Annotated in this window: 19 protein-coding genes; 8 read left to right on the forward strand and 11 right to left on the reverse strand. The window is 72.1% G+C overall.

From position 1 onward, the window contains the following. Nucleotides 1-12: 12 nt before the first annotated feature. Nucleotides 13-657, reverse strand: a complete 645-nt coding sequence (locus AB0D29_RS15340; RefSeq protein WP_362854507.1) for a dihydrofolate reductase family protein — start codon at nucleotides 655-657, stop codon at nucleotides 13-15. Nucleotides 658-795: 138 nt separating this feature from the next. On the opposite strand from AB0D29_RS15340, the gene AB0D29_RS15345 reads away from it, so the two are divergent. Further along, nucleotides 796-1,347, forward strand: a complete 552-nt coding sequence (locus AB0D29_RS15345; RefSeq protein ID WP_362854508.1) for a PadR family transcriptional regulator — start codon at nucleotides 796-798, stop codon at nucleotides 1,345-1,347. Between the two features lie 73 nt (nucleotides 1,348-1,420). On the opposite strand, the gene AB0D29_RS15350 is transcribed toward AB0D29_RS15345, so the two are convergent. Further along, a complete protein-coding gene (locus tag AB0D29_RS15350; RefSeq protein WP_362854509.1) occupies nucleotides 1,421-1,633 on the reverse strand; it encodes an EF-hand domain-containing protein in 213 nt (70 codons plus the stop codon). Between the two features lie 254 nt (nucleotides 1,634-1,887). Between AB0D29_RS15350 and AB0D29_RS15355 the strand changes: the two genes are divergently transcribed. Beyond that, nucleotides 1,888-2,691 carry a tRNA-dependent cyclodipeptide synthase gene (locus AB0D29_RS15355; protein WP_362854510.1) on the forward strand — a complete coding sequence of 268 codons (804 nt, stop codon included), beginning with the start codon at nucleotides 1,888-1,890 and terminating at the stop codon, nucleotides 2,689-2,691. A 467-nt stretch (nucleotides 2,692-3,158) separates the two neighbouring features. Beyond that, nucleotides 3,159-3,914, forward strand: a complete 756-nt coding sequence (locus AB0D29_RS15360) for a cytochrome P450 (RefSeq protein ID WP_362854511.1) — start codon at nucleotides 3,159-3,161, stop codon at nucleotides 3,912-3,914. A 107-nt stretch (nucleotides 3,915-4,021) separates the two neighbouring features. On the opposite strand, the gene AB0D29_RS15365 is transcribed toward AB0D29_RS15360, so the two are convergent. The 8 genes from AB0D29_RS15365 to AB0D29_RS15400 all read right to left on the reverse strand — a co-directional run bounded on the left by AB0D29_RS15365 (nucleotide 4,022) and on the right by AB0D29_RS15400 (nucleotide 13,882). Further along, nucleotides 4,022-5,209, reverse strand: a complete 1,188-nt coding sequence (locus tag AB0D29_RS15365) for a YncE family protein (RefSeq protein ID WP_362854513.1) — start codon at nucleotides 5,207-5,209, stop codon at nucleotides 4,022-4,024. Further along, complete coding sequence (locus AB0D29_RS15370; protein WP_362854515.1) at nucleotides 5,206-6,015, reverse strand: polysaccharide deacetylase family protein; 810 nt, start codon at nucleotides 6,013-6,015, stop codon at nucleotides 5,206-5,208. Before AB0D29_RS15370 ends, AB0D29_RS15365 begins: the two co-directional genes overlap by 4 nt. Before the next feature lie 410 nt (nucleotides 6,016-6,425). Then, nucleotides 6,426-6,938, reverse strand: a complete 513-nt coding sequence (locus AB0D29_RS15375) for an ATP-binding protein (protein WP_202199635.1) — start codon at nucleotides 6,936-6,938, stop codon at nucleotides 6,426-6,428. Between the two features lie 241 nt (nucleotides 6,939-7,179). Continuing rightward, entirely contained in the window at nucleotides 7,180-7,947 is a 768-nt protein-coding gene (locus tag AB0D29_RS15380) for an enoyl-CoA hydratase-related protein (RefSeq protein ID WP_362854517.1), read from the reverse strand. Nucleotides 7,948-8,034: 87 nt separating this feature from the next. Further along, nucleotides 8,035-9,255 carry an Ig-like domain-containing protein gene (locus AB0D29_RS15385; RefSeq protein WP_362854704.1) on the reverse strand — a complete coding sequence of 407 codons (1,221 nt, stop codon included), beginning with the start codon at nucleotides 9,253-9,255 and terminating at the stop codon, nucleotides 8,035-8,037. 181 nt (nucleotides 9,256-9,436) lie between these two features. Further along, a complete protein-coding gene (locus AB0D29_RS15390) occupies nucleotides 9,437-10,144 on the reverse strand; it encodes a L,D-transpeptidase family protein (protein ID WP_362854518.1) in 708 nt (235 codons plus the stop codon). Between the two features lie 142 nt (nucleotides 10,145-10,286). Then, on the reverse strand, nucleotides 10,287-12,518 hold the full coding sequence (locus tag AB0D29_RS15395; RefSeq protein ID WP_362854519.1) for a choice-of-anchor A family protein: 2,232 nt from the start codon (nucleotides 12,516-12,518) through the stop codon (nucleotides 10,287-10,289). A gap of 143 nt (nucleotides 12,519-12,661) precedes the next feature. After that, on the reverse strand, nucleotides 12,662-13,882 hold the full coding sequence (locus AB0D29_RS15400; RefSeq protein WP_362854705.1) for an Ig-like domain-containing protein: 1,221 nt from the start codon (nucleotides 13,880-13,882) through the stop codon (nucleotides 12,662-12,664). Between the two features lie 367 nt (nucleotides 13,883-14,249). Here AB0D29_RS15400 and glgX point away from each other — a divergent pair, with 367 nt between their 5' ends. Together glgX and AB0D29_RS15410 are read left to right on the forward strand one after the other, a co-directional pair. Continuing rightward, nucleotides 14,250-16,445: a glycogen debranching protein GlgX gene (gene glgX / locus AB0D29_RS15405; protein ID WP_362854706.1), complete on the forward strand. Its 2,196-nt coding sequence runs from the start codon at nucleotides 14,250-14,252 to the stop codon at nucleotides 16,443-16,445. Between the two features lie 117 nt (nucleotides 16,446-16,562). Further along, a complete protein-coding gene (locus tag AB0D29_RS15410; RefSeq protein WP_362854521.1) occupies nucleotides 16,563-17,285 on the forward strand; it encodes a CDP-alcohol phosphatidyltransferase family protein in 723 nt (240 codons plus the stop codon). On the opposite strand, the gene AB0D29_RS15415 is transcribed toward AB0D29_RS15410, so the two are convergent. Next, on the reverse strand, nucleotides 17,266-17,754 hold the full coding sequence (locus AB0D29_RS15415) for an adenylyltransferase/cytidyltransferase family protein (protein ID WP_362854523.1): 489 nt from the start codon (nucleotides 17,752-17,754) through the stop codon (nucleotides 17,266-17,268). The genes AB0D29_RS15410 and AB0D29_RS15415 overlap by 20 nt on opposite strands. Before the next feature lie 165 nt (nucleotides 17,755-17,919). Between AB0D29_RS15415 and AB0D29_RS15420 the strand changes: the two genes are divergently transcribed. Genes AB0D29_RS15420 through AB0D29_RS15430 form a run of 3 tightly spaced genes read left to right on the forward strand, consistent with a single transcriptional unit; the run spans nucleotide 17,920 to nucleotide 22,099 of the window. Further along, nucleotides 17,920-19,131, forward strand: coding sequence for a glycosyltransferase (locus tag AB0D29_RS15420; protein WP_362854707.1), 1,212 nt, complete (start codon nucleotides 17,920-17,922; stop codon nucleotides 19,129-19,131). After that, a complete protein-coding gene (locus tag AB0D29_RS15425) occupies nucleotides 19,128-20,873 on the forward strand; it encodes a lipopolysaccharide biosynthesis protein (RefSeq protein ID WP_362854524.1) in 1,746 nt (581 codons plus the stop codon). Before AB0D29_RS15420 ends, AB0D29_RS15425 begins: the two co-directional genes overlap by 4 nt. Further along, nucleotides 20,870-22,099, forward strand: a complete 1,230-nt coding sequence (locus AB0D29_RS15430) for a hypothetical protein (RefSeq protein WP_362854525.1) — start codon at nucleotides 20,870-20,872, stop codon at nucleotides 22,097-22,099. Before AB0D29_RS15425 ends, AB0D29_RS15430 begins: the two co-directional genes overlap by 4 nt. The last annotated feature ends 195 nt before the right edge of the window (nucleotides 22,100-22,294 follow it).

A 22,294-nucleotide genomic window follows, 5' to 3' on the forward strand; every position in this document is an offset into this window, starting at 1 on the left:
GGCCCGGGGCGGTCAGCGCCGCCAGAAGAGGTGGTGCGTCACGCCGCTCGGGCTGGGCACGACGTCGAGGTGGAACCGGTCGAGGAGCTCGTCGGGTGACTCCCAGAGCCGTGCCCCGGATCCGATCTCCACCGGTGAGACCGCCACGTGCAGGGTGTCGACGAGGTCTGCGTCGAGGAACTCCCGGATGGTGGTGGCCCCGCCGCCGAGCCGGACGTCCCTGCCCTGCGCCGCTTCCCGCGCCATGCCGAGGACGGTGGCCGGGTCGGCGGTGACGAAGTGGAAGGTGGTGTCGGAGAGCGTGAAGGACGGACGCTCGTGGTGGGTCATGACGAACACGGGGGTGTGGAACGGGGGCTCCTCGCCCCACCAGCCGCGCCATTCGTGGTCGGCCCAGGGCCCGCGCTGGGGCCCGAACTTGTTGCGGCCCATGATCTCGGCGCCGATGTTGTGCGCGAAGTCCCGGGTGAAGTAGTCGTCGAGGCCGCGGCTGCCTCCGGGGTCGGTGCGGTTGGGCCAGCTCGCCGTGGCTCCGGCCCAGGCGAACATCTCCCCGGGATCGGTGTCGCCGAAGGGCCGCTCCAGGCTCTGGTGCTCACCGGCGCCGAATCCGTCGCGCGAGACGCTGAAGTTCTGGACTCTCAGCAGTTGCTCCACGGCTTCCTCCAGCCTTGTCGACGAGGACGAGCCCCAGCCTGGGGACCGCCGGGCCCGGCCACCAGCCGGGGACGGCCGAACGGGGGCGGCCGAACGGGGACGGCCTGACAGGGGGGGCCGCAAACCTAGGATGGCGCCATGTCCCTCCCGCATGCCATCCTCACCGCCCTGCTCGAGAAGCCCTCGTCCGGGCTGGAGCTGACCCGGCGGTTCGACAGGTCCATCGGGTACTTCTGGTCGGCGACGCACCAGCAGATCTACCGCGAGCTAGGGCGGCTGGAGGAGGCCGGACTGATCCGGGCGCTGCCCGGCGAGGTGCCCGTGCGGGGGCAGAAGAAGGAGTACGAGGTGCTGCCCGGCGGCAGCGCGGAGCTGGCGCGGTGGGTCGGCGAGAGCCAGGACCCGAAGCCGATGCGCGACCCGCTGCTGCTGCGGATCCGTGCGGCGGGCGTGGTGGGGCCGCAGGGGCTCGGCCCTGAGCTGCGGCGCCATCTGGACCTGCACCGGCGCCAGCTGGCGCAGTACGAGGCCATCGAGGAGAAGGACTTCCCGCCGGGGCGCGACGCCGTGGAGGACCGGCTGCGCCGGCTCGTCCTGCACGGGGGGATCGCCCTGGAGACGTTCTGGCTGCACTGGCTGGAGGAGGCCCTCGCCGAGGTCGAGGACATGTCGTCCGGGCCGGAGGCCTGACACGCGCGCGCTCCCGCCCCGGCCGGCCGGTGAGCGGGCCGGGGTGCGCGGGGCGGGAGCGGGCGCGGAGGGACTACTTGTTCAGGGAGGCCCAGAACTCGTCGAAGCTCAGCAGGCCGTCGCCGTTCGCGTCCTTGGCGGCGATCACGGCGTCCGCGACCGGGCCGGTGACGAACGGGTCGCCCATGGCCGCCATGGCCGCCTTGAACTCGTCGGCCGTGACGAAGCCGTCGCCGTTCGCGTCGAACTTGCCGAACGTCGTCCGTGCGCTCTCGATGTCCGCCACTGGGTCCACTCCTTCTTGATGCCTGTTGACCGGCTCAGGGTAGCGGTCCCCCCGGCCGGCCCCCGCCGCGGGTCCCGTTCGGACGGCAGAAAGAAATCCAATTACCCTTCCGCAATACGGAAGCGATAATTCCGGCCAACAAATCCGCCCCGCCCTTGTCACGCTCCGGGGCCACGGCATAACGTAACGGCATTGCCGCCACACCAGGAGCGCAGGGCTCCCAGGGACAAGCGGCAACAAGGGCGATCACACAGGTGACGATCACAGCTGACGCATCATTCGAAGTTCTGCCCTTCACCCGCACCTGCCGCCATATCTGGGAAGACGGCGACCATGTGCTCATCGGAGTGAGTCCCGGAAACAGCTACTTCAGTTCCGAGCGCATCGCCGGCCTCGCCCAGTGGGCCACGACCCGCTTCGCGCAGGTCGACTTCGTCTACGCCGACCTCCACGTGGACCGGATGTTCGCCGCCTTCGGCTACACCCGCGAGCACGCGGAAAAGCGCGCCGCGAAGGAAATCAAGGCGGTCCGGCGGCGGATCCTCAAGGGCGTGGAGGAGTCCGGATCCGGACGGGCTGATATTCGCGTGCGAGCCCTGTCGGAGTTTCAGACGAACCCCGTTTACCAACTGCTCCACCGCCGCATCCTTCATTTCCTGGAAACCGACGATGAATTCCGCAAGGGCTGCGAGGAGATGGCCCTGCATTTTGTCGGATCCAAGTTGCCGGAAGGTGAATCGATCACAGCCGGCCAGTTGCAGGTCTGTTTCGATTACATGGCGGCCGAGCTCCCGTTCTTCGTGGACACCCCGAGCATTCTCGACGTGCCCTCCTCGGTGGCGGCCTACCACGTCAGGATGCCGCTGACCGATGTCCTCTTCGCACGCGGCGGGGGCCTGCGCGCGACCCGCAACCAGGCGTACGCCGTCGTACGGCCCGAGCCCGCCGCGGCGACGGCCACGGCGGCGGCGACGGCCACGGCGCAGGCCACCGCACCCGAAAGCACCACGGACCACGCACCGACCGAAGGGAGCGCCGATGAGCGTCGAGCAGCTTGAGGGCCGGGAGGGCCGGGAGCCGCGGCCGCTCCTCGACTTCCCGCTCTCGCGGCGCGGTGACGTGCTCCCGGAGGAGTGCGCCTGGCTGCGCGAGAAGGCCCCGGTCGCCCGGGTCCGCACCCTCACCGGGGACCCGGCCTGGCTGGTGAGCAGCTACGCGCTGGCCAGGCAGGTGCTGGAGGACGAGCGCTTCAGCCTCAAGGACACGGCGAACGCCGGCGTCCCGCGCCAGTACGCGCTGACGATCCCGCCCGAGGTCGTCGACAACATGGGCAACATCAACAGCGCCGGCCTGCGCAACGCCGTGATGAAGGCGCTCAACCCGCGCCAGAAGGGGCTCACAGGACCTGCTGCGCGCCAAGGCCGGCGAGCTCATCGACCAGATCGTCGCCGAGGGCGGCCCGGCCGACCTGCGGGCGGGGTTCGCCGACCCCTTCTCGGCGGCCCTGCACTGCCAGGTGCTCGGGGTGCCCTTCGAGGACCGGCGCCGGCTGATGTCGGGGCTGGACGTCGCCTTCATGACCGCGCGCGAGCCGTTCGCCGACTCGGCCCTCAACTGGTACAAGGACGTGGGCTACTTCGCCGAGCGGCTGGGCGTCCAGCTCGCGCTGCCCCCCGAGGAGCGTACGGGGCTCCTCGGCAGGTTCGCCGGGCTGAAGGAGGCCGACCCGGAGTCGGCCCACCTGAGCGACGACATGTTCGCGACGGTCGCCGTCTCGCTCTTCGGCGCGGGCGCGGTCTCCACGTCGGCGTTCCTGACCCTCGCGGTCCTCGCGCTGCTCCAGCGGCCCGAGCTGATCGGCTACCTGCGCGAGCACCCCGAGCGCATGGGCAGGGCGGTCGACGAGCTGCTGCGCTGGAACCTGTCCGTCGGCGACGGCCTGCCGCGCATCGCCCTCGCGGACGTCCGGGTCGGCGACGTGCTGGTGAAGGAGGGCGAGCTCGTCCTCGTCCTCCTGGAGGGGGCCAACTTCGACCCGGCGGCCTTCGAGCACCCGGAGGAGCTGGACCTGGAGCGCGAGAGCCCGAACGCCCATCTCGCCTTCGGCGCCGGGCGGCACTTCTGCCCGGCCTCCGCGCTGGGCCGGGCACACGCCGAGATCGCGCTGGAGGTGCTGGTCGAGCGGCTGCCCGGGCTGCGCCTCGCGGTGCCCGCCGAGAACCTCGTCTGGCGCACGGGCTTCATCAAGCGGCTTCCGGAGCGCCTTCCGGTCGCCTGGTAGTCCGTGGCCCGACGGGCCGGCGACGGTGTCCCGGGAGTCGTGCGAGCCCCCGGGGCACCGTCGTCACTTCCCTCGGCCGAAGGCGTCCTCGGCGGCCGGGTCCTCGGCTACCGGAAGATCCCGGTGTGGCCGAGCGAGTAGCGGCCGGGCTGCGGGTACACCGCGAGCCCGTGCGGTCCGCCGCCGACCGGGATACGGGCGAGCTGCTTGCCGGTCACGGTGTCGATCGCGTACACCTCGGAGTTGTAGCGGCCCGACAGCCACAGCACCTTGCCGTCGGCCGAGACCCCGCCCATGTCGGGGCTGCCGCCGTCCGGCAGGGTCCACTTCTTGGTGAGCTTGTTCTCGGGGAAGTTGTAGACCGAGATGGTGCCCTCGCCGCGGTTGGAGACGTACATCTCCTTGGAGTCGCGGCTCACGTACAGGCCGTGGCAGCCCTTGCCCGTGGGCAGCAGCTTGGGGGTCTCGAACTTGTCCCCGCCGAGCACCCACATGCCGTGCGCCATCATGTCCGCGACGTAGAAGGTCTTCCCGTCCGGGGAGACCTTGACGTCCTGCGGCATCGCGCCCTCGAACGGCAGTTTCTGCTGGCCGATGACCTCCATGCGCTCGGTGTCGACCTTGAGCAGCTCGCCGGAGAACTCGCAGCTCACGATGAAGTAGCGGCCGTCGGCGGAGAAGTCCGCGTGGTTGACGCCGTAGCAGGTCACCGGGACCGTCTTGACGCGGTCCATCGTGTGCGGGTCCCGGAAGACCAGCTCCTTGTCCATCGAGGCCATGACGATGGCGTACTTGCCGTTCGGCGTGAAGTACAGGTTGTACGGGTCGTGCACCTCGACGGGCTTTCCGGCCTCGCCGGTGGCCGGGTTGATCGGGGTGAGCGTGTGGCCGCGGTTGTTGTTGACCCACAGGGTCTTCATGTCCCAGGAGGGCACCACGTGCTGGGGCTGGACGCCGACCGGGATGGTGTCGATGACCTGGTAGGTCACCGGGTCGATGACGGACACCGTGTTGGAGTTGGTGTTCGGCACGTAGACGCGGGACGGGAAGTCCTTGACCACCGGGGAGAGCTTGTTCGGCCGGTCCGCCGCGTAGACGTCGTTCGGATCGAGGAGCGGCGGCATGCCGGGCAGGCCGGGCGGGAGGGCCGGCACGGCCTTGACGGGCTTGGCGGGGCCCTTGGTGCCGAGCGCCTCGGCGGGCCCCTTTTCGGCTGCTCCGCAGCCGGCCAGGGCGGCGAGGACCAGACCGGCCAGCAGCACGGTGACCTTCCGGGGAAGGCGGGTGGTGGTCATTGGGTCAGCAGCTCCGTGGTGGTCACCGCGCGCAGCTTGCGGCGCGCGAGTTCTTCGAGGAGGGGAGGCATCGCGTCGACCGTGTCCGCGTAGCCGAAGTGCAGGCTCACCACCGATCCGCCTTGGATCGTCCCGGTGACGGTGCGGATGACGGCCGCGGCGCCGGGCGAGGTGAAGTCGAGGGAGTCCACGTCGTACGAGAGGACGTGCGGGTAGCCGGCCCGCTGGGCCAGGGTCCGGACGAGCGGGGTCGCGTACTGGGCCTGGGAGGGCCGGAACCAGGTGCCGATGGAACCGGTGAGCCGCTTGAGCCGCTGGGCGCAGCCGGTGATCTCGGCGTAGGCCTCCGCCTCGGGCAGGTCGTTGACGGCGAGGTGGCGCTGGGTGTGGTTGCCGAGCTCGTGGCCGCCGTCGAGGACGCGGCGGGCCATGTCCGGGTGGGCGTCGAGCCAGCTGCCGATCGCCAGTACGGTGACCCGCGCGCCCCCGCGTTCGGCCTCGGTCAGGACCGCGCGGGCGATGGCGGGGTCCCCGTTGCCGTGGAAGGTGAGGGCGACCCCGGGGCGGTCGCGCGGGCCGTGGCCGATCTCCACGGGCTGCCCGGCGAACCGGCGGGGGGAGGCGGCGGCCGCCTTGGCGGGGCGGTCGGGTCTGGCCGGACCGGGGGGCGGGGCGGAGGACGCGGGGGCGGGGCGGCCCGGTCCGCAGGCGGCGGTGAGTCCGGCCGCGGCGGTCGCGGCCGCTCCGAGACCGGCCGCACGCAGGGCCCCGCGCAGGGCCGCGCGGCGGCCTGGTTGTGAGAGCACCTGCCCATTTAAGGGGTGGATGACCCGGAAGGTAATGATTGACCCAATTCGGGACGCCCTCCAGAAGGGGCCGAACGGGTGGCCGATCCTCTATGTGATCAACGATTTACTCAGAGGTTCCGATAGTTATTCATAGATTGCGAGGTGAGTGGCCCACCTCACCTAGGATTTAGCTAGAAAGTCTTACGATTTGCACACTTATGTCCAAGTAGGGACTTTTGGCGTTTGGACCCTCGTCTGCCATAGTCGGAACCACGGCTTCCCCATTGACCCGAGCGAAGTCGCCACGCCGAGGATCACACCCCCTTCGATCCTCGGCGCACCCATGAAGCCCCCACACCGCCCCACCACGGCGAGCCGGGGGCTTCGGGCGTTTCTTCGGGCATTCAGGCCCTCGGACGCTCAGGCGCTCAGGCGTTCTGCCGGTCGGCGACCCGCATCTCGAACCAGGTGATCTTGCCGCGCGGCAGCAGGTCGGCGCCCCAGCGGTCGGACAGCTTGTCGACGAGGAAGAGGCCCCGGCCCGTGGTGTCGAGCTCGTGGACCGGCATCAGGCAGGGCAGTCCGCGCGAGGGATCGCGCACCTCCACGCGGATCCAGCCGCGCCGCCGCAGCATGCGTAAACCGAAGGAACGGGCCCCGGTGTGCCGGACCGCGTTGCCGACGAGCTCCGAGACCAGCAGGACGGCGTGCTCGGCGATCTGCGGCGAGAGTCCCCAGAGGCGGATCACCACGCACTGGGTGAGCCGGCGCGCCGTGCTCGCCGACTCCGGCATGGACGGCAGCGTCACTTCCGCCTCGGCCGGATTCCCGTACAACTCCAGCGCCTTGAGGCCCTGTTCGTCCTCAACGGCCGCCGTGAGCCGTACCGCCGAAGCGCTGCCGCGCTGCCGCGGCTGTTCCACACCCTCCAGGCCCGCCATGCACCCATCATGGACGGCCGACCTGCCCCTCCGGGCCGTTCCAGAGGAAAACACCCCCCGGATTCAACGAATCCAAGGGGGTGTCCTGTCATATGCGGGAGGCAACGAAGGCGCCCCCATATGGGGATTGACCTGCGGTGACACACCGCAGGGGCGCGATCACGGTCAGTGGATCACCGTTTGCGCTTAAGGCTGCCTTAAGGCCTGGCTAATCCACCCACAGGGAGGACCGGCGCCTCGCTCAGACGAACTTCGCCTTGCCCGGGCCCTCTTCGACGAAGCTGCGCATGCCGCGCTCGCGGTCCTCGGTGGCGAACAGGCCCGCGAACCAGTTGCGTTCGATGGTCAGACCGGTGTCGATGTCGGCCTCCAGGCCGGCGTCCACGCACTCCTTCGCGGCGCGCAGCGCCATCGCCGGACCCTGCGCCAGCTTGGCGGCCCACGCGTGCGCCTGCTCGTACACCTCGGCGGCGGGCACGACCCGGTCGACCAGGCCCAGGGCGAGCGCCTCGTCGGCCTTGACCATGCGCCCGGTGAAGATGAGGTCCTTGGCCTTCGACGGGCCGACCAGCCGCGCCAGCCGCTGGGTGCCGCCCGCGCCCGGGATCAGGCCGAGCAGGATCTCGGGCTGGCCGAGCTTCGCGTTGTCGGCGGCGATCCGGTAGTCGGCGCACAGCGCGAGCTCGCAACCGCCGCCCAGCGCATAGCCGGTCACGGCCGCGACGACCGGCTTGGGGATGCGGGCGACGGCGGTGAAGGCGTCCTGGAGCGCACGGGACCGGGCGACCATCGCCGCGTGGTCCATCGCCTGCATCTCCTTGATGTCCGCGCCCGCCGCGAACACCTTCTCGCCGCCGTAGATGACGACGGCGCGGACGTCGGCCCGGTCGGTCGCCTCCACCGCGAGCTCGCGCAGCCGGTCCTGGGTGGCGATGTCCAGGGCGTTCATGGGCGGCCGGTCCAGGCGGATGGTGCCGACGCCTTCGGAGACTTCGAGAGAGATGGTCATACGGGCCAGGTTAGCCGCGGTTAACGCGAGCCGGCCCGGTGCTGTGTGTCACAGCACCGGGCCGGCTTCACGGGGTACGGGACCCGCCTACTTGATCCACTCCGCCCAGTCCATGTTCCAGCCGTTGAGGCCGTTGTCCGGGGCGATCTGCTTGTCCTTGGAGTTCTTCACGATGACCACGTCGCCGATCAGGGACTCGTTGAAGAACCAGGCGGCGGGCTGGTTGCCGTCGCCGGCGCCGCGGACGTCCTTGAGGCCGACGCAGCCGTGGCTGACGTTCTCCGAGCCGAACGTGCCGGAGGAGGCCCAGTAGTTGCCGTGCACGAAGGTGCCCGAGTTCGACAGGCGCATCGCGTGCGGGACGTCGGAGATGTCGTACTCGCCGCCGAAGCCCACGGTCGCGCCGTTCATCCGCGTGACCTTGTACTTCTCGCTGATGACCATCTGCCCGTTGTACGTGGTGGTCGACGGGGCTCCCGCGGTGATCGGGAGGTTCTTGATGACCTGGCCGTCGCGGACGACCTCCATGTGCTTCTCGCTCGCGTCCACCGTGGAGATCTGGGAGCGGCCGATCTTGAAGGTGACCGTACGGGTCTGCTTGCCGTAGACGCCCGGGCGGCCTTCGACGCCGTCGAGGGCGAGCTTCACGGTGACCGTGGTGCCCGCGGCCCAGTACTTCTCGGGGCGGAAGTCCAGGCGGTCGTTGCCGAACCAGTGGCCCTCGACCGGCACGGCCGGCTCGGCGGTCACGGTGATGGCCTTCTCGACGGCCTCGGGGTTGGTGATCCCACGGGTGAAGTTGATCGAGACCGGCATGCCCACGCCGACCTCCGCGCCGTCCTCCGGCGTGTAGTGGCCGACGAAGGTGTTGGTCGGCGTCAGGGTGGTGAAGGTGGTGTCCTTGGCGGACTCCCGGCCGGCCTCGTCCTTGGCGACGGCGTGCACCTTGTACTCGGTGGCGGAGGCCAGGTGACGGGCCGGCTCCCAGCTCGAACCGTCGTCGGCGAGCTTGCCCTCGACCGCGTTGCCCTTGGTGTCGGCGACGGTCACCGTGGTGAGCTTGCCGCCGCTGCTGGAGATCTTCAGGACGCCGCTGGTGGCGACCTCCTTGGCCCCGTCGTCGGGCTTGACGCTGACGACGGCCTTCGAGGCCTCGGTCCCGTTCTTGGCGCCGCCCCCGGCGTTGTCGCCGCCGCTGCCGCTGCTGTTACTCCCGCCACCACCGCTGCACGCGGTGGTGAACAGCAGGGCCGCCCCCAGCAGAAGGGCCGGCAGGCCGGTGCGGGCGCGGCCGCGTATCGGCTGCAGGTTCACTCTTGTTCTCCCCATGTCCCCCGCGCACGGACAGTCGCGCGCTTGTCGACAGGAAATCACATGGGCAGATCACGATGAGCCACGGTCTTGTCACCGTTCCGTCCCAACTGCTGATCAGCGGCCGAATCGGCCGTCGGGAGGGGCGGACGGACGGTGGTCGGGACGGTCGTCGGGGTCAGTCCTCGGTACCCGGCTTGGTGCCCCACACGTACACCGCGTCGCCCTCGGTGAGCAGGTCCCAGAGGCGCTCCGCGTCCGGTTCGGTGAGGTTGACGCAGCCGGCCGAACCGCTGCTCCCGTAAAGGGAGTCGGGCGTACCGTGCAGGGCCTGGCCCCCGTCGAAGAACTGCGCGTAGGGCATGGGTGCGTCGTACAGCGTGGAGACGTGGTCCTTGCTGCGCCAGTACACCTCGTGCCAGCCCGGCCGGGTCTCCTCGTAGTCGCGGCCGGTGCGGATGGGCACGGGTGGGAAGACGACGCGGCTGCCCCGCTGCACCCACAGCAGCTGACGGTCCATGTCCACGCAGGTCACCCGGTGTTCGCGGACGGGGCAGTCGCCCGCGGCGTTGGGGTCCGGGCGGGCGGTCACGACGAGCATCGTGCGGTAGGTGGCCAGGCCCGCGTAGCCGTCCGCGGGGTCGACGCCGTTGGCCTGCTGGAAGGCCCGGACCGCGGAGCAGTCCGCCGGGGACTGCACCCCGTCGACCGGCCGGCCCAGGTGGCCCTCCAGCTCCCGCTGGTAGGGGCCGGTGCCCGCCGCGCACGGGCTCCGCGGTTCCGCCGGGACGGCGGCCGCCGGGGACGGGTGCAGGACCGCCAGTACGAGCAGGGCGCCGACTGCCGCCGCCCGCGCTGCCGGGCCGGTCCCCTGACGTGCGGCCATCCGGGCCTCCTCGGGCCTGCGGGCTTTGACGGTCGCAGCCCAGCCAACCCGTGGGGCGGGGGGTACGGCTCGCGCTGATGCGCCGGCGGGGTGAGGAGCTCACTCCACCGGCGCACCGGGTCACGCGTTCACGGGGCCGGTGTCAGGCCCGGGGCCCCTTGGCGTCGTTCGGGTGCCCGGGGTGCTTCGGGGGCCGGCCCTTGCCGTGGCCGTGGTCCTTGCCGTGGCCCCCCTTGCCCTTGCCCTTCCCCTTGTCCTTCCCCTTGCCGTGGCCGTCGCGCTCGTTCTGCAGCGTGACCACGAGCCGCGCCTGCGGCGTGGTGCCGTCCAGCCTGAGCGGTCCGGTCACCCGGTCCGCGGGAAGGGCGTAGCCCTCGGGGACCGCCGTCTCGACCAGGTAGTACCAGCCTTCGGGGAGCGGGCCGAACTCGCAGACCCCGCCGCGGTCCGTGGCGCAGCCGTCGGCGGCCCGGCGGTCGGCGTTGATGCCGCGCGTCTGGAGACCGGCGGTGTTGTTGGTCTCCTGCCACACCTCGAACACCGCGCCGCGCAGCGGCCGCCCGGTCTTGGCGTCCTGCTTCACGATCCGGATGGAGCCCTCGTACTCCTCGCTCCGCGCGTTCGGGACGGCGACCTCGATGCCGTCCGCCACGTCGCCCTCGTCCAGGTCGAAGCGGGTGACCGGGTTCGCGGGCAGTTCGTAGCCGGCCGGGACGGCGGTCTCCCGCCAGTAGTACGTCTCGCCGACCGGCAGCTCGACCGTGCAGGTGCCCTGGTCGTCGCTCTCGCAGGCCGTGTCCAGCCGGGTGTCGCCCCCGGGTGTGACGGGCTGGAGCCCCGCCGTGCCGTTGCTCTCCCGCCACAGCTCGAACCGCGCGCCGGGCAGGGGCCGGCCGGTGGCCGCGTCGGTCTTGCGCAGCACCACCCGTGCGCCGTCCGGCGGTTGCGGGGTCCGCCGGTTGTCCGCCTCGTACCGGACGCCGGCCGAGGCGTTCTCGGCGGTCAGCGTCACTTCGTGGACCGTTTCGGCCGGCAGCTCGTACCCGGGGGGCGCCTGCGTCTCGCGCCAGTAGTACGTGCCGAGCGTGGTGGTCTCGTCGCACAGCCCGCTCGGCGGCGTGGTGCACCCGGTGACGAGGGTGTCGGCGCCCGCACCGCCGGCGGTCTGCAGGCCGGTGGTGCCGTTGGTCTCCCGCCACAGCTCGAAGTGCGCCCCGGCGAGCGCGGCGCCGGTCGCCCCGTCCCGCTTGAGGACCGAGAGCGAGCCGGTGACCGGGGCCGGGCCGCCGCAGTCGGGCAGGTCGCCGTTGAAGGGGTAGGCGTGGAACTCCTGGCCGCCGCCCCCGCCCGTGGCGCTGCCGTGGGTGACGGAGCCGGTGGTGAAGAAGCGGCCGTTGATGCCTGGGAGCGTGACCGTGGTCTCGGAGGTCTGCTGCCCCATCAGGAAGCTGCCCTGGAACTGGCCCCCGCCGGTCAGCCGCACGGTGGTGGCGTCGGGGAAGTTCCACAGCAGGCGGTCGCGGTAGGCGTTCAGGGGGTCGGTGTCCTGGATGCCGCCGCTGTAGGTGTTGATCGTGCGGTCGCCGCCCAGCACGTTCACCAGGATGGTGGCCGTTTCCGGGATCCGGGCGAACCGGATGCCCTGCTGGCCGCCCCCGTTGCCCACCAGGTCGGCGTTCACGTTGAAGACCTGGAGCGGGGAGGTTCCGTCGCCGGTGAAGACGGTCTCGTAGCGGTTGTTGACGGCGGTTCCGGTGGCCGGGCGCAGCTGCTGCCCGTCGACCCGGGCGTAGCACTGGCTGGCGGCGCTGAGCCGGTCGCGCAGTCCCGCGTACGGGGTGACCGCGGCGGCGTCGGGGACCAGGCGGCCGGACACCCTGCCGGTGACCGGGCCCGCGTGCCGGACCACGCCGCCGTCGGCGAGCAGGCGCTCGTCCCGGGCGACGGCGATCCCTCCGCCGGTGGTGAGGAAGTCGGCTCCGTCCGGCGGCGGCACGAGCGATCCGGCGCCGACGATCCCGACGTTGTAGCGGCTGTCGCCGCCCGCGGCCTTGTCCTGGTCGAAGTCGCCGAGGACGACGAGGCGGCCCTCGGCCTCGGAGGCGCTGCCCCGGACCCGGAAGTCGCCGCCCACGAAGATGTTGATGCCGTTGTCCCGGCCGCGCAGCACGCCGTCGCTGTGGATGGGCGGGTACGGGTCCGGGCAGCGGCCCGGGACGCAGGGCCCCAGCCCGTCGGGCAGCGGGGCCCGGACGGCCGCGGCCGTCCGGTGGGTGCCGGGGCCCGCGCCCGGGTCCGCGGCGAGGGCCGTGGGGGCCGCGGCGGCCAGCACGGCCCCGATCGCGAGCCCGAGGGTCCAGTTCCTTGCTGACATGACGCTCCGTCCGTTCCCGGCTGCCCGATGGCCCTGATTGCCCTGACAGGCTGGGGGGCGGGCGCGGGCGGACGGAGCGCGGACACTCTCCGCTACGTCATTCCGATCACACGAGTCACTCGTACGGCGCTGTCGTGCGCCGCTCAGACGATGGCGGAGCCGGCGACCCAGTCCGCCCAGGACATGTTCCAGCCGCCCAGCCCGTTGTCGGCGGCGACCGTCTTGTCCTGGGAGTTGGCCACCTCCACCACGTCGCCGATCAGGGTCCGGTCGAAGAACCAGCCGGCCGGGGTGTCGGAGCCGCCGCCCTTGTCGTCGCGCAGGCCCACGCAGCCGTGGCTCACGTTGGTGGTGCCGAAGGTGTCGGGGCTGGACCAGTAGTTCCCGTGCAGGAAGGTCCCCGAGGCGGTGAGCCGCATGGCGTGCGGGACGTCGGGGATGTCGTACTCGCCTCCGAAGCCGACGGTCTGGCCGTTCATGCGGGTGACGTCGAAGAGCTCCATCACCACCATCTTCCCGTTGTACGTGGTGGTCTTGGGCGCCCCGGCGCTGATCGGCACGGTCGACAGCAGCTCCCCGTCCCGGCGGACCTCCATGGTGTGCGCGGCCGCGTCCACCCGGGAGATCTGCGAGCGCCCGACGGTGAAGGTGACGGTCTTGGACTGGATGCCGTACGAGCCGGCCGCGCCCTCGACGTCGCGCAGGTCCATCTTCACGGTGACCTTGGTGCCGGCCTTCCAGTACTCCTTGGGCCGGAAGTCGAGCCGGTCCCTGCCGAACCAGTGGCCGACGACCTGCACGGCCGGGTCGGAGGTGACGGTGATGGCCCGCTCCACTTCCGCGCGACGTTCGATCGAGCGGTTGAACTTGAAGGAGACGATCATGCCGACGCCGACGGTGGAGCGGTTCTCGGGCTTGAAGTAGCCGATGAACCGCTCCTCGGGAACGTAGGTGGTGAAGGTGGTGTGCCGGGCCTGGCGGCGGTTGTGCCCGTCGAGGGCGACGGCGTCCACGGTGTACTTGGCCGCGAGTGCGAGCCGGCCGGATTCCAGGTCGGGGCTCCAGCTGAGCCCGTCGTCGGCGATGGCGCCGGGGACCTCCTCCTGCTGCGCGTCCTCCACCTTGGTGACGACGACCCGCTCAAGCCGGCCCTCGGGCACGGTGACCACCAGCCGCGCGTCGGCCGGGACCCCCTTGGCGTTGTCGTCGGGGGTGATGCGGATGGCCTCGTCCGGCGAGCGGGGTTTGCCGGGCAGCTGGATCTCGACCGGCGATTTGCCGTCCTTGGTGCATCCGGCCAGCCCGCCCAACAGGCCCGCCCATGCCGCCACGGCGGCCAAGCCCGCCCCTGCCCGCCTCGTCAGAAGTGTCACGATCCCTCCAACGAGCGGGCCCCTCCGGGGGAAACGTGAGCGCGCGCCACGTTCCGGGCGGAACAGTCCGGGCAGAACAGTGTGAAGGACCAGACGGGGGCGGGCCCAGGCCGGGACGCCGGGGCCGCACTCCCCCACCCCCGCAGGTACCCAGGAGCCGTGGAGGCGGGCAGTGTCGAGCGCAGCCGAGCAAGAGGCGGTGGAAGCCGTCGGCAACGCCGTCGAAGCGGTGCGGGGCGGCCAGACCGCGCCCGCACCGCGGGTCGACGGACATCCGGGCGGCCAACCGGGCGCCCATCCGAACGGCCGGCCGAACGGCCATCCGGCCGGACAGCCGAACGGCCAGGTCAAGGGGCAGGTGTTACGCGTCAACACGCGCCCGGGACCGCCGGTGTGGCCGGGGTCCTCGCATCCCCTGGGGGCCCGGTTCCACCACGGACCGGACGGGACCGCGGGCACCAACTTCGCCCTGTGGGCGCAGGGCGCGGAGGCGGTGGAGCTGTGCCTGTTCGACGCCGAGGGCGGCGAGACCCGCTGCTCGCTCACCGAGCTCACGCACGAGATCTGGCACGGTTTCGTGCCGGGCGTGCGCCCCGGTCAGCGGTACGGGTTCCGGGTGCACGGGCGCTGGGACCCCTGGACGGGCGCCCGGTTCAATCCGGCGAAGCTGCTCCTGGACCCGTACGCACGGGCCGTCGACGGAGACTTCACCCTGCCGCCGGAGGTGTACGGGCACGTCCGCGACTGGCCGCAGCAGTACATCGCGGACACCGTGCGCGACGACCGGGACTCGGCGCCGTTCGTCCCGAAGGGCGTGGTCGTCCACGATGACGACGACTGGTCGGACGACGTCCGGCCGAAGACCCCGTGGGCCGACTCGGTGATCTACGAGCTGCACGTGCGCGGCTTCACGATGCGCCATCCGGGTGTCCCCGAGGAGCTGCGCGGCACGTACGCGGGGCTCGCCCATCCGGCGGCGGTCGAGCACCTGACGAAGCTGGGCGTCACGGCGGTCGAGCTGCTGCCGGTGCACCAGTTCGCGCACGAGGACCACCTGCTGCGCCGGGGGCTGCGCAACTACTGGGGCTACAACTCGATCGGCTACTTCGCCCCGCACGCGGGGTACTCGTCGAGCGGGACGACGGGCCAGCAGGTCGGCGAGTTCAAGCGGATGGTGCGGGCCCTGCACGCGGCCGGGATCGAGGTGATCCTCGACGTGGTCTACAACCACACGGCGGAGGCGGGCGAGCTGGGTCCGACCCTGTCACTGCGCGGGATCGACAACCGCGGCTACTACCGGCTCCAGTCCGACCAGCGCCGCTACGCCGACTACACGGGCTGCGGGAACACCCTGCACGCGGGGCGCCCGCACGTGCTGCGCCTCATCACGGACTCGCTGCGCTACTGGGTCACGGAGATGGGGGTGGACGGCTTCCGCTTCGACCTGGCGGCGGCGCTGGCCCGTTCGATGCACGACGTGGACATGCTGTCCCCGTTCCTGGCGGTGATCGCCCAGGATCCGGTGCTGCGGCGGGTGAAGCTCATCGCCGAGCCGTGGGACGTGGGTTCGGGCGGCTACCAGGTGGGCGCGTTCCCCCCGCTGTGGACGGAGTGGAACGACCGCTACCGGGATGCCGTACGGGACTTCTGGCGGGGCGCGCTGCCCGACGTACGGGACCTCGGGTACCGGCTCTCGGGGTCGAGCGACCTCTACGCCTGGGGCGGGCGGCGCCCGTACGCCTCGGTGAACTTCGTGACCGCGCACGACGGTTTCACCCTGCGCGACCTCGTGTCCTACGAGCGCAAGCACAACGAGGGCAACGGGGAGGCGAACCGGGACGGGACCAACGACAACCGCTCGTGGAACTGCGGGGCGGAGGGCGAGAGCGACGACGCCCGGGTCGGCGTGCTGCGCCGCCGCCAGCTGCGCAACCTGCTGACCACCCTGCTGCTGTCGACGGGGGTGCCGATGCTGGTGGCGGGCGACGAGTTCGGGCGCACGCAGGCCGGCAACAACAACGCCTACTGCCAGGACAACGAGACGGGGTGGGTGGACTGGTCGTTGCTGGAGGACCCGGCGTGGCGGGAGCTGTTCGCGCTGACGGAGCGGCTGATCTCGCTGCGGCAGGCCCATCCGGTGCTGCGACGGCGGGCGTTCTTCTCGGGGCGGCCGCAGGGGGCGGACGGGCTGCGGGACCTGGCCTGGTTCACGCCGGCGGGCGCGGAGATGACGGAGCGGGACTGGTACGCGCCGGCCGCCGCGCTGGGGATGTACCTGTCGGGGCGGGACATCCCGGGCCGTGACGAGCGGGGCCGGCAGGTGACGGACGACAGCTTCCTCGCGCTGCTGCACACCGGGGACCGGCCGCTGGCCTGGGTCCTGCCGGGGGCGCCGTGGGCGCAGGCGTACGAGCTGGTCCTGGACACCTCCCTGGAGAACCAGTCCGACGCGCCCCGCACCCGGCACCGCGGCGGGGAGACCCTGACGGTCCCGGCCCGCTCGGTCCTGCTGCTGCGGGTCTGCGGGTCCCCGGCGCGGGGGCCGTCCATGTGAGGAGCGGCGGCCCGCGGCCCCGCGCGCCGCCGCCTCCGGACGTACGCGGACATCCGGAACGACTCTCCTGTTCGCCCTGCGATGATGTGTTCGACATCGTTCTGAGGGGGTCCCTGCATGGGCAGAGTCAACACCGCGCTGCAGGAACTGCGCGGGGCGCAGAAGTCGGCGAAGGGGGTGTCGCTGTATTCGCGGTTCGTCAACCGGCCCGCCGGGCGGTACCTGGCCGCCGGTTCGTACGCGCTCGGGCTCACCCCGAACCAGGTGACGCTGGTCAGCGCCGCCTTCAGCTTCGCCGCCGTGGCCGCGGTCGCCCTGTGCGCGCCCTCGTGGGGGCTGGGGATCGCGGTGTGGGCGGCGCTCGCCGTCGGCTTCGCCTTCGACTCCGCGGACGGGCAGCTGGCCCGGCTGCGCGGCGGCGGCAGCGCGGCCGGCGAGTGGCTGGACCACGTCGTGGACGCGGCCAAGCTCACGGCGCTGCACTCGTGCGTGCTGATCGCCTTCTACCGGTTCCCCGAGGAGTACGGGACGACGGCCGACGGCTGGCTGCTGGTGCCGCTCGGTTTCCAGTTCGCCGCGGTCGTCACCTTCTTCGGCGGGCTGCTGACGGAGAAGCTCAAGCCGAAGCCGGCCCCGGGCAGCCCCGCCGCCACCCCGTCGACCCTGCGCGCGGTGGCCCTGCTGCCCGTGGACTACGGGGTGTTCTGCGTGGTGTTCCTGCTGCTCGGCGGCGGGAGGGTGTTCGCCTGGGCGTACGCCGGGCTGGGCGTGGTCGCAGGGCTGTTCCTGCTGGCGTTCCTCGCGAAGTGGTTCCGGGAGCTCAGCGCCGTTCCCCGGTGACCTGACCGGGGAGGGTGAGGGGTTCCGCGAGCGCGTCCAGCGCCCGGCGCAGCTGGGTGCTGGAGGTGTGCACGGTGTAGGGGAAGTAGACGACGTCGACGCCGTGGGCGGCGAAGTCCTTCTCCAACCGGTCGCCCTTGGGCGTGCCGCGCCAGTCGTCGCCCTTGAAGATGACGTCGAAGCGGACCTGCTTCCAGGTCTCCACCTTGTCCGGGACGGTCTCCACGAAGGCGGCGTCCACGTACTTCACGCTGCGGACGATCTCCAGCCGCTCGACGAGCGGGATCATCGGGCGGCGTCCCTTGGCGAGTTCGGCCATCTCGTCGGAGACCACTCCGGCGACGAGGTAGTCGCACTGGCTCCGGGCGTGCCGAAGGATGTTCAGATGTCCGATGTGGAACAGATCGTAGGCACCCGGCGCGTAGCCGACTCGGTACGGTCTACGCTCTTGCGCGCCAAAGTCGGACATGTCGTGCTCCGTCATCTGTTATCCCCAGCGGCCGCACCCCCCGGTGCAGCTGATTAGCAGACAATAGCGTGCACGTTCCGCAGCACGCGGGTGAACGAATAGGGTGACGTGCGCATCATCCAGGGGAAGAGGGGACGCTCGGTGTCCAGATCCGGTCAGCGGCGCATGCTGCTGGTTTCCACCAATTACGCTCCGGAGCACGCGGGGATCGGCCCGTATGCCACCCAGATCGCGGAGCACTGGGCGGATCTCGGCCACGAGACCCACGTGCTGGCGGGCATGCCGCACTACCCGGCGTGGTCCGTCGAGCCGGAGTACAAGGGGGCGCTCCAGCGCACGGAACAGCGCGCGGGGGTCACCGTGCACCGGCGTGCGCACACCGTGCCGCCGCGTCAGACCGCCGTGAAGCGGGCTCTTTTTGAAGGATCGATTCTGCTGCACGGCGCCGTGGCCCCGCCCCGGATGCCCAAGCCGGACGCGGTGCTCGCCCAGATGCCCAGCCTGGCCGGCGGAGTGCTCGCCGCCCGGCTCGCGGCGCGCTGGAAGGTCCCGTACATCCCCGTCGTCCAGGACCTGATGGGCGCCGCCGCCGCGCAGAGCGGGATCAGCGGCGGGGACAAGGCCGCCGCGATCGCCGGCCGCGCCGAGGCGTACGCCCTCAAGCGCGCCACCCTCGTCGGCGTCATCCACGAGACCTTCGTGGACCGGGTCGTCGGCATGGGCGTGGACCCGGGCCGGATCCGCCTCGTCCCCAACTGGTCGCACGTGGCGGTGCCCACCAAGCCGCGCGGCGAGACCCGCCGCCACCTCGGCTGGGGCCCCGGCGAGACCGTCGTCCTGCACTCCGGGAACATGGGCCTCAAGCAAGGACTGGAAGTCCTCGTGGGCGCCGCCCGGCTGGATCCGAATGTCCGCTTCGTCCTGATGGGCGACGGGAGTCAGCGGTCCGCGCTCGCCGATCTGTCGGCCGATGTACCGAATCTGGACATCATCCCCCCTGCCGCGGACGGCGAGTTCCCGGATATCCTCGCCGCGGCGGACGTACTCGCGGTCACGCAGCACGCTGCCGTGCTGGACATGAGCGTGCCGTCGAAACTCACCTCCTACTTCCAGACCGGCCGCCCCGTCGTCGCCTCCGTGGCGGCGGAGGGCGGCACCGCCCAGGAGGTGGAACGCTCGGGCGCAGGGGTGCTCGTACCGCCGGAGGACCCCGAGGCCCTGCTGAAGGCCGTACGGGCCCTGGCCGAGGACCCCGAAGGCGCGGACGCACTGGGAGCGGCCGGACCCCGCCACGTGGCGGCCCATCTGAGCCGTGAAGCGGGCCTGGCCCGCATCGACGCACTGATAGACGAAGCACTTGGGGGACCCCGGCCGTGATCGAGACGAACCGCCCTGCAGCGGCACCGGCCGACGACGAACCGGATCTCCTCAGAGACCAGTTCCGGCAGCTCCTGCGCTACCGCAGGCTCATCGGCGCGGGCATCGGCATCGGTCTGCTGGGCGGCGTCTACCTCGGCATCTCCACCGCCGACACCTACGTCGCGACCGCCGACGTCGTGCTGCGCGCGCCCACCGACGACCCGTTCAACCCGAGCCTCGCCCCCGACAAGGCGATCAACATCGGCTCCGAGCGCCAGGTCGCGCTCAGCTCCTCCATAGCCAACGAGGCGGCGAAGAAGCTCGGCGTGTCCGCGTCCGGCTTCGCCGCCCTGCGCAGCGGTCTGCAGGTCACCAACCCGCCGCAGACCATGGTGCTGCGCTTCACGTACACGGCGTCCTCCCCCAAGGAGGCCGCCAAGCGCGCCAACGCGATGACCGAGGCGTACCTGCTCAAGCGGCAGGAGTCCCTCGACGCCACCCGCGACAAGATGGTCAAGGGCTACAAGGAGCAGCGCGACCCGATCGCCAAGCAGCTCGACGAGCTCTCCAAGGAGATCGCCCGGATGCCCGCCGGCGCCGGGCGCGACGCGGCCAGCTCCTCCAAGACCGACCTGCAGAGCGAGGTCGGCGGCTACAACACCAAGATCACCAAGCTCGAAGCCCTCGACATGACCCCGGGCCGGGTCACCAGCGCCGCGACCGCGCCCCCCGGAGCCGACGGTCCCGGCATCCTGATGTCCCTCGCGCTCGGCGCCGCCGTGGGCCTCGCCCTCGGCCTGCTCGCCGCCTGGGTCCGGCTCGTCTTCGACCCGGCGCCGCGCTCCGAGGGCGACGTGGCACGGGCCCTGCGCGCGCCCGTGCTCGGCTACCTGCCCCGGGACCGGACGGGCGGCGGACCGCTGCTCGCCGCCGGCGAGGCCGATCCCCGCCTCGCCGAGGAGTACCGCTCGGTGGCCTTCCGGCTCGCCTACGACTCCCGCTTCGCCGACCGGCGCCGGCTGCTCGTCGTCGCCCCGCGCGGCAGCAGCGAGACCGCCGCCGCGGTGGCCGTGAACCTCGCCGCCTCCTTCGCGGAGACCGGCAAGGACGTGCTGCTCATCGAGGCCGACCTGCGCACCCCCGTACTGGCCAGCCAGTTGCCGACGGACGCCGGCGGCCGGCCCCGGTGGAGCCAGACCCCGGGCGGCCAGAAGGGCGGCGGACGGCACTCCGACTCCGAGTGGCCCGACGGGCGCCAGCTCGTCGTGGACGCCGGCGAGTCCGGCTCCTTCGACCTGATCCCCGGCGAGCGGGCGCGCAACGTGCCCCGCGCGCTGACCTCGCCCCGCGCCACCCAGCTGATCTCCGAGGCCGACTCCCCCAACGCGACCGTCGTCGTGCTCGCGCCGCCCGTGCTCTCGTACGCCGACGCCCTCGCCCTCGTCGACCGCGTCGACGGCGTCCTGGTCGTCTGCAACCCGCGCGGCGTCCACCGCACCGACCTGATCCGGATCCGCGAGCTGATCAGCGGCGCCGGCGGCACGGTGCTCGGCGCGGTGCTGCACGCCCCGCTGCCCGGCGAGAAGCGCGGCCGCGGCAAGGACAAGACCCCCGCTCCCGCCCCTGCCGCCGGCTCCCCGGCGGGCGGGCCGAAGCCGCCGCAGCCGATCCCGTACGAGGTGGCCGAGCCCGAGCAGCACATCCCCGGTGACGGCACCGACACCGTCGCGCTGCGCACCGTGCGCATGGGCCGCAGATGACCCGACGCGGCCTCGCCGCCGTCGCGTCGGTCCTGGACCAGGCCGCCTCCAGCGCCACGAACATCCTGGTGCTGGTGCTGGCCGCCCGGCTGTCCTCGGCAGCCGGGTTCGCCGACTTCTCGATGGTGTACGTGACCTTCAGCGTGCTCCTCGGACTGAACATGGCCTACGTCGGCCAGAGCCTCGTCCTGGAGAAGGGCGAAGGGCTCGGCGCGACGTGCCGGTCCGCCGCCGGCTTCACCGGGGCCGCGTCGGCCGCGGTCGGAGCGCTGCTCGTGGTGGTGGGCCTCGTGCTCCCCGCGACGCCCGGGCGGGCCTTCCTCGCGCTGGGCCTGGTCCTGCCGTTGGTGCTCCTCCAGGACGGGCTGCGCTACTGCTTCTCCGCGCTGCGCGCCCCCGAGCGGGCGCTGGCCGCGGACGCGCTGCGGCTGGTGTGCGTGGTCGCGGCGCTGGCCGTGCAGCCCGAAGGGGCTTCGGCCGGGCGGCTGGTGCTGGTGTGGGGCCTGTCCGCGGTGCCCGCGCTGGGGCTGGGGCTGTGGCTGCTGCGCCCGTACGTGCGCGGGGCCCGGGCGGACCTGCGGCCGTACCTGCGGCGGGGTCACCTCGGGCAGCGGTTCGTGGTCGAGTTCGCGGTGGGCAACGGCTCCAGCCAGCTCGCCGTACTGGGCCTCGGCGTCTTCGCGACCCCGCTGGCCGTCGGCGCGCTGCGGGGTGCGACCACCCTCTTCGGGCCGCTGAACGTGTTGTTCAACTCCGCGAACTCCTTCGGGCCGCCGGTCCTCGGGCGGCTCGGCGGCAAGCGGGCCACCGTGCGGGCGACCGCGCTGCTGGGACTGGTGCTGGCCGCGCTCGGCGCGGGCTGGGGGGCCGTGCTGTACGCGCTGCCCGAGCGGGCGGGCCGTCAGCTGCTCGGCGACACCTGGGCGGCGACGGCCGCGCTGCTGCCGGCGACGGGGGCGCAGTACGCGGTGATGGGGCTCGGCACCTGTGCGCTGCTGACCCTGCGGGTGCTGGCGCCGAAGGCGACGCTGTCCTTGCAGGTGGTCTTCTCGGTGCTGTCCGTGGGGCTGCTGCTCGGCGGGTACGCGGTGGGGGGTGTGGCGGGCGCCGCGGTGGGCCTGGCGGCCGGCTCCGCACTCAAGGCCGCGGCCGCGTGGCTTCGCGTGGCCCGGCTGCGAGTCCCTGCTGCGCAGGACCGCGAACCCGAGCCGGCCCCCGCCGCCTGACCCGCTGCCCGCCGTTTCCCGGGCTCTGCCCGGACCCGCGCCTCAAACGCCGGCGGGGCTGTAATTGCCGGCGCCGGCCGCATCCAGCCCTGCCGGCGTTTGAGGCGCGGGTCCGGGGCAGCGCCCCAGCAGCGGTGCCGCGGCCGGGCGCGGACAGAACGCGGGCCGGGCGGAGTCCCGGTGGCGGCGGGGCGC

Source organism: Streptomyces sp. NPDC048424, assembly GCF_040651555.1.
Taxonomy (GTDB): Bacteria; Actinomycetota; Actinomycetes; order Streptomycetales; family Streptomycetaceae; genus Streptomyces.

Coding starts and splice junctions, on each gene's coding strand:
- AB0D29_RS15365 (WP_362854513.1), bottom strand. CDS start 5,209: ATGACCACCACCCGCCTTCCCCGGAAGGTCACCGTGCTGCTGGCCGGT.
- AB0D29_RS15410 (WP_362854521.1), top strand. CDS start 16,563: ATGGGCAGAGTCAACACCGCGCTGCAGGAACTGCGCGGGGCGCAGAAG.
- AB0D29_RS15345 (WP_362854508.1), top strand. CDS start 796: ATGTCCCTCCCGCATGCCATCCTCACCGCCCTGCTCGAGAAGCCCTCG.
- AB0D29_RS15395 (WP_362854519.1), bottom strand. CDS start 12,518: ATGTCAGCAAGGAACTGGACCCTCGGGCTCGCGATCGGGGCCGTGCTG.
- AB0D29_RS15380 (WP_362854517.1), bottom strand. CDS start 7,947: ATGACCATCTCTCTCGAAGTCTCCGAAGGCGTCGGCACCATCCGCCTG.
- AB0D29_RS15375 (WP_202199635.1), bottom strand. CDS start 6,938: ATGGCGGGCCTGGAGGGTGTGGAACAGCCGCGGCAGCGCGGCAGCGCT.
- AB0D29_RS15390 (WP_362854518.1), bottom strand. CDS start 10,144: ATGGCCGCACGTCAGGGGACCGGCCCGGCAGCGCGGGCGGCGGCAGTC.
- AB0D29_RS15420 (WP_362854707.1), top strand. CDS start 17,920: ATGCTGCTGGTTTCCACCAATTACGCTCCGGAGCACGCGGGGATCGGC.
- AB0D29_RS15415 (WP_362854523.1), bottom strand. CDS start 17,754: ATGTCCGACTTTGGCGCGCAAGAGCGTAGACCGTACCGAGTCGGCTAC.
- AB0D29_RS15430 (WP_362854525.1), top strand. CDS start 20,870: ATGACCCGACGCGGCCTCGCCGCCGTCGCGTCGGTCCTGGACCAGGCC.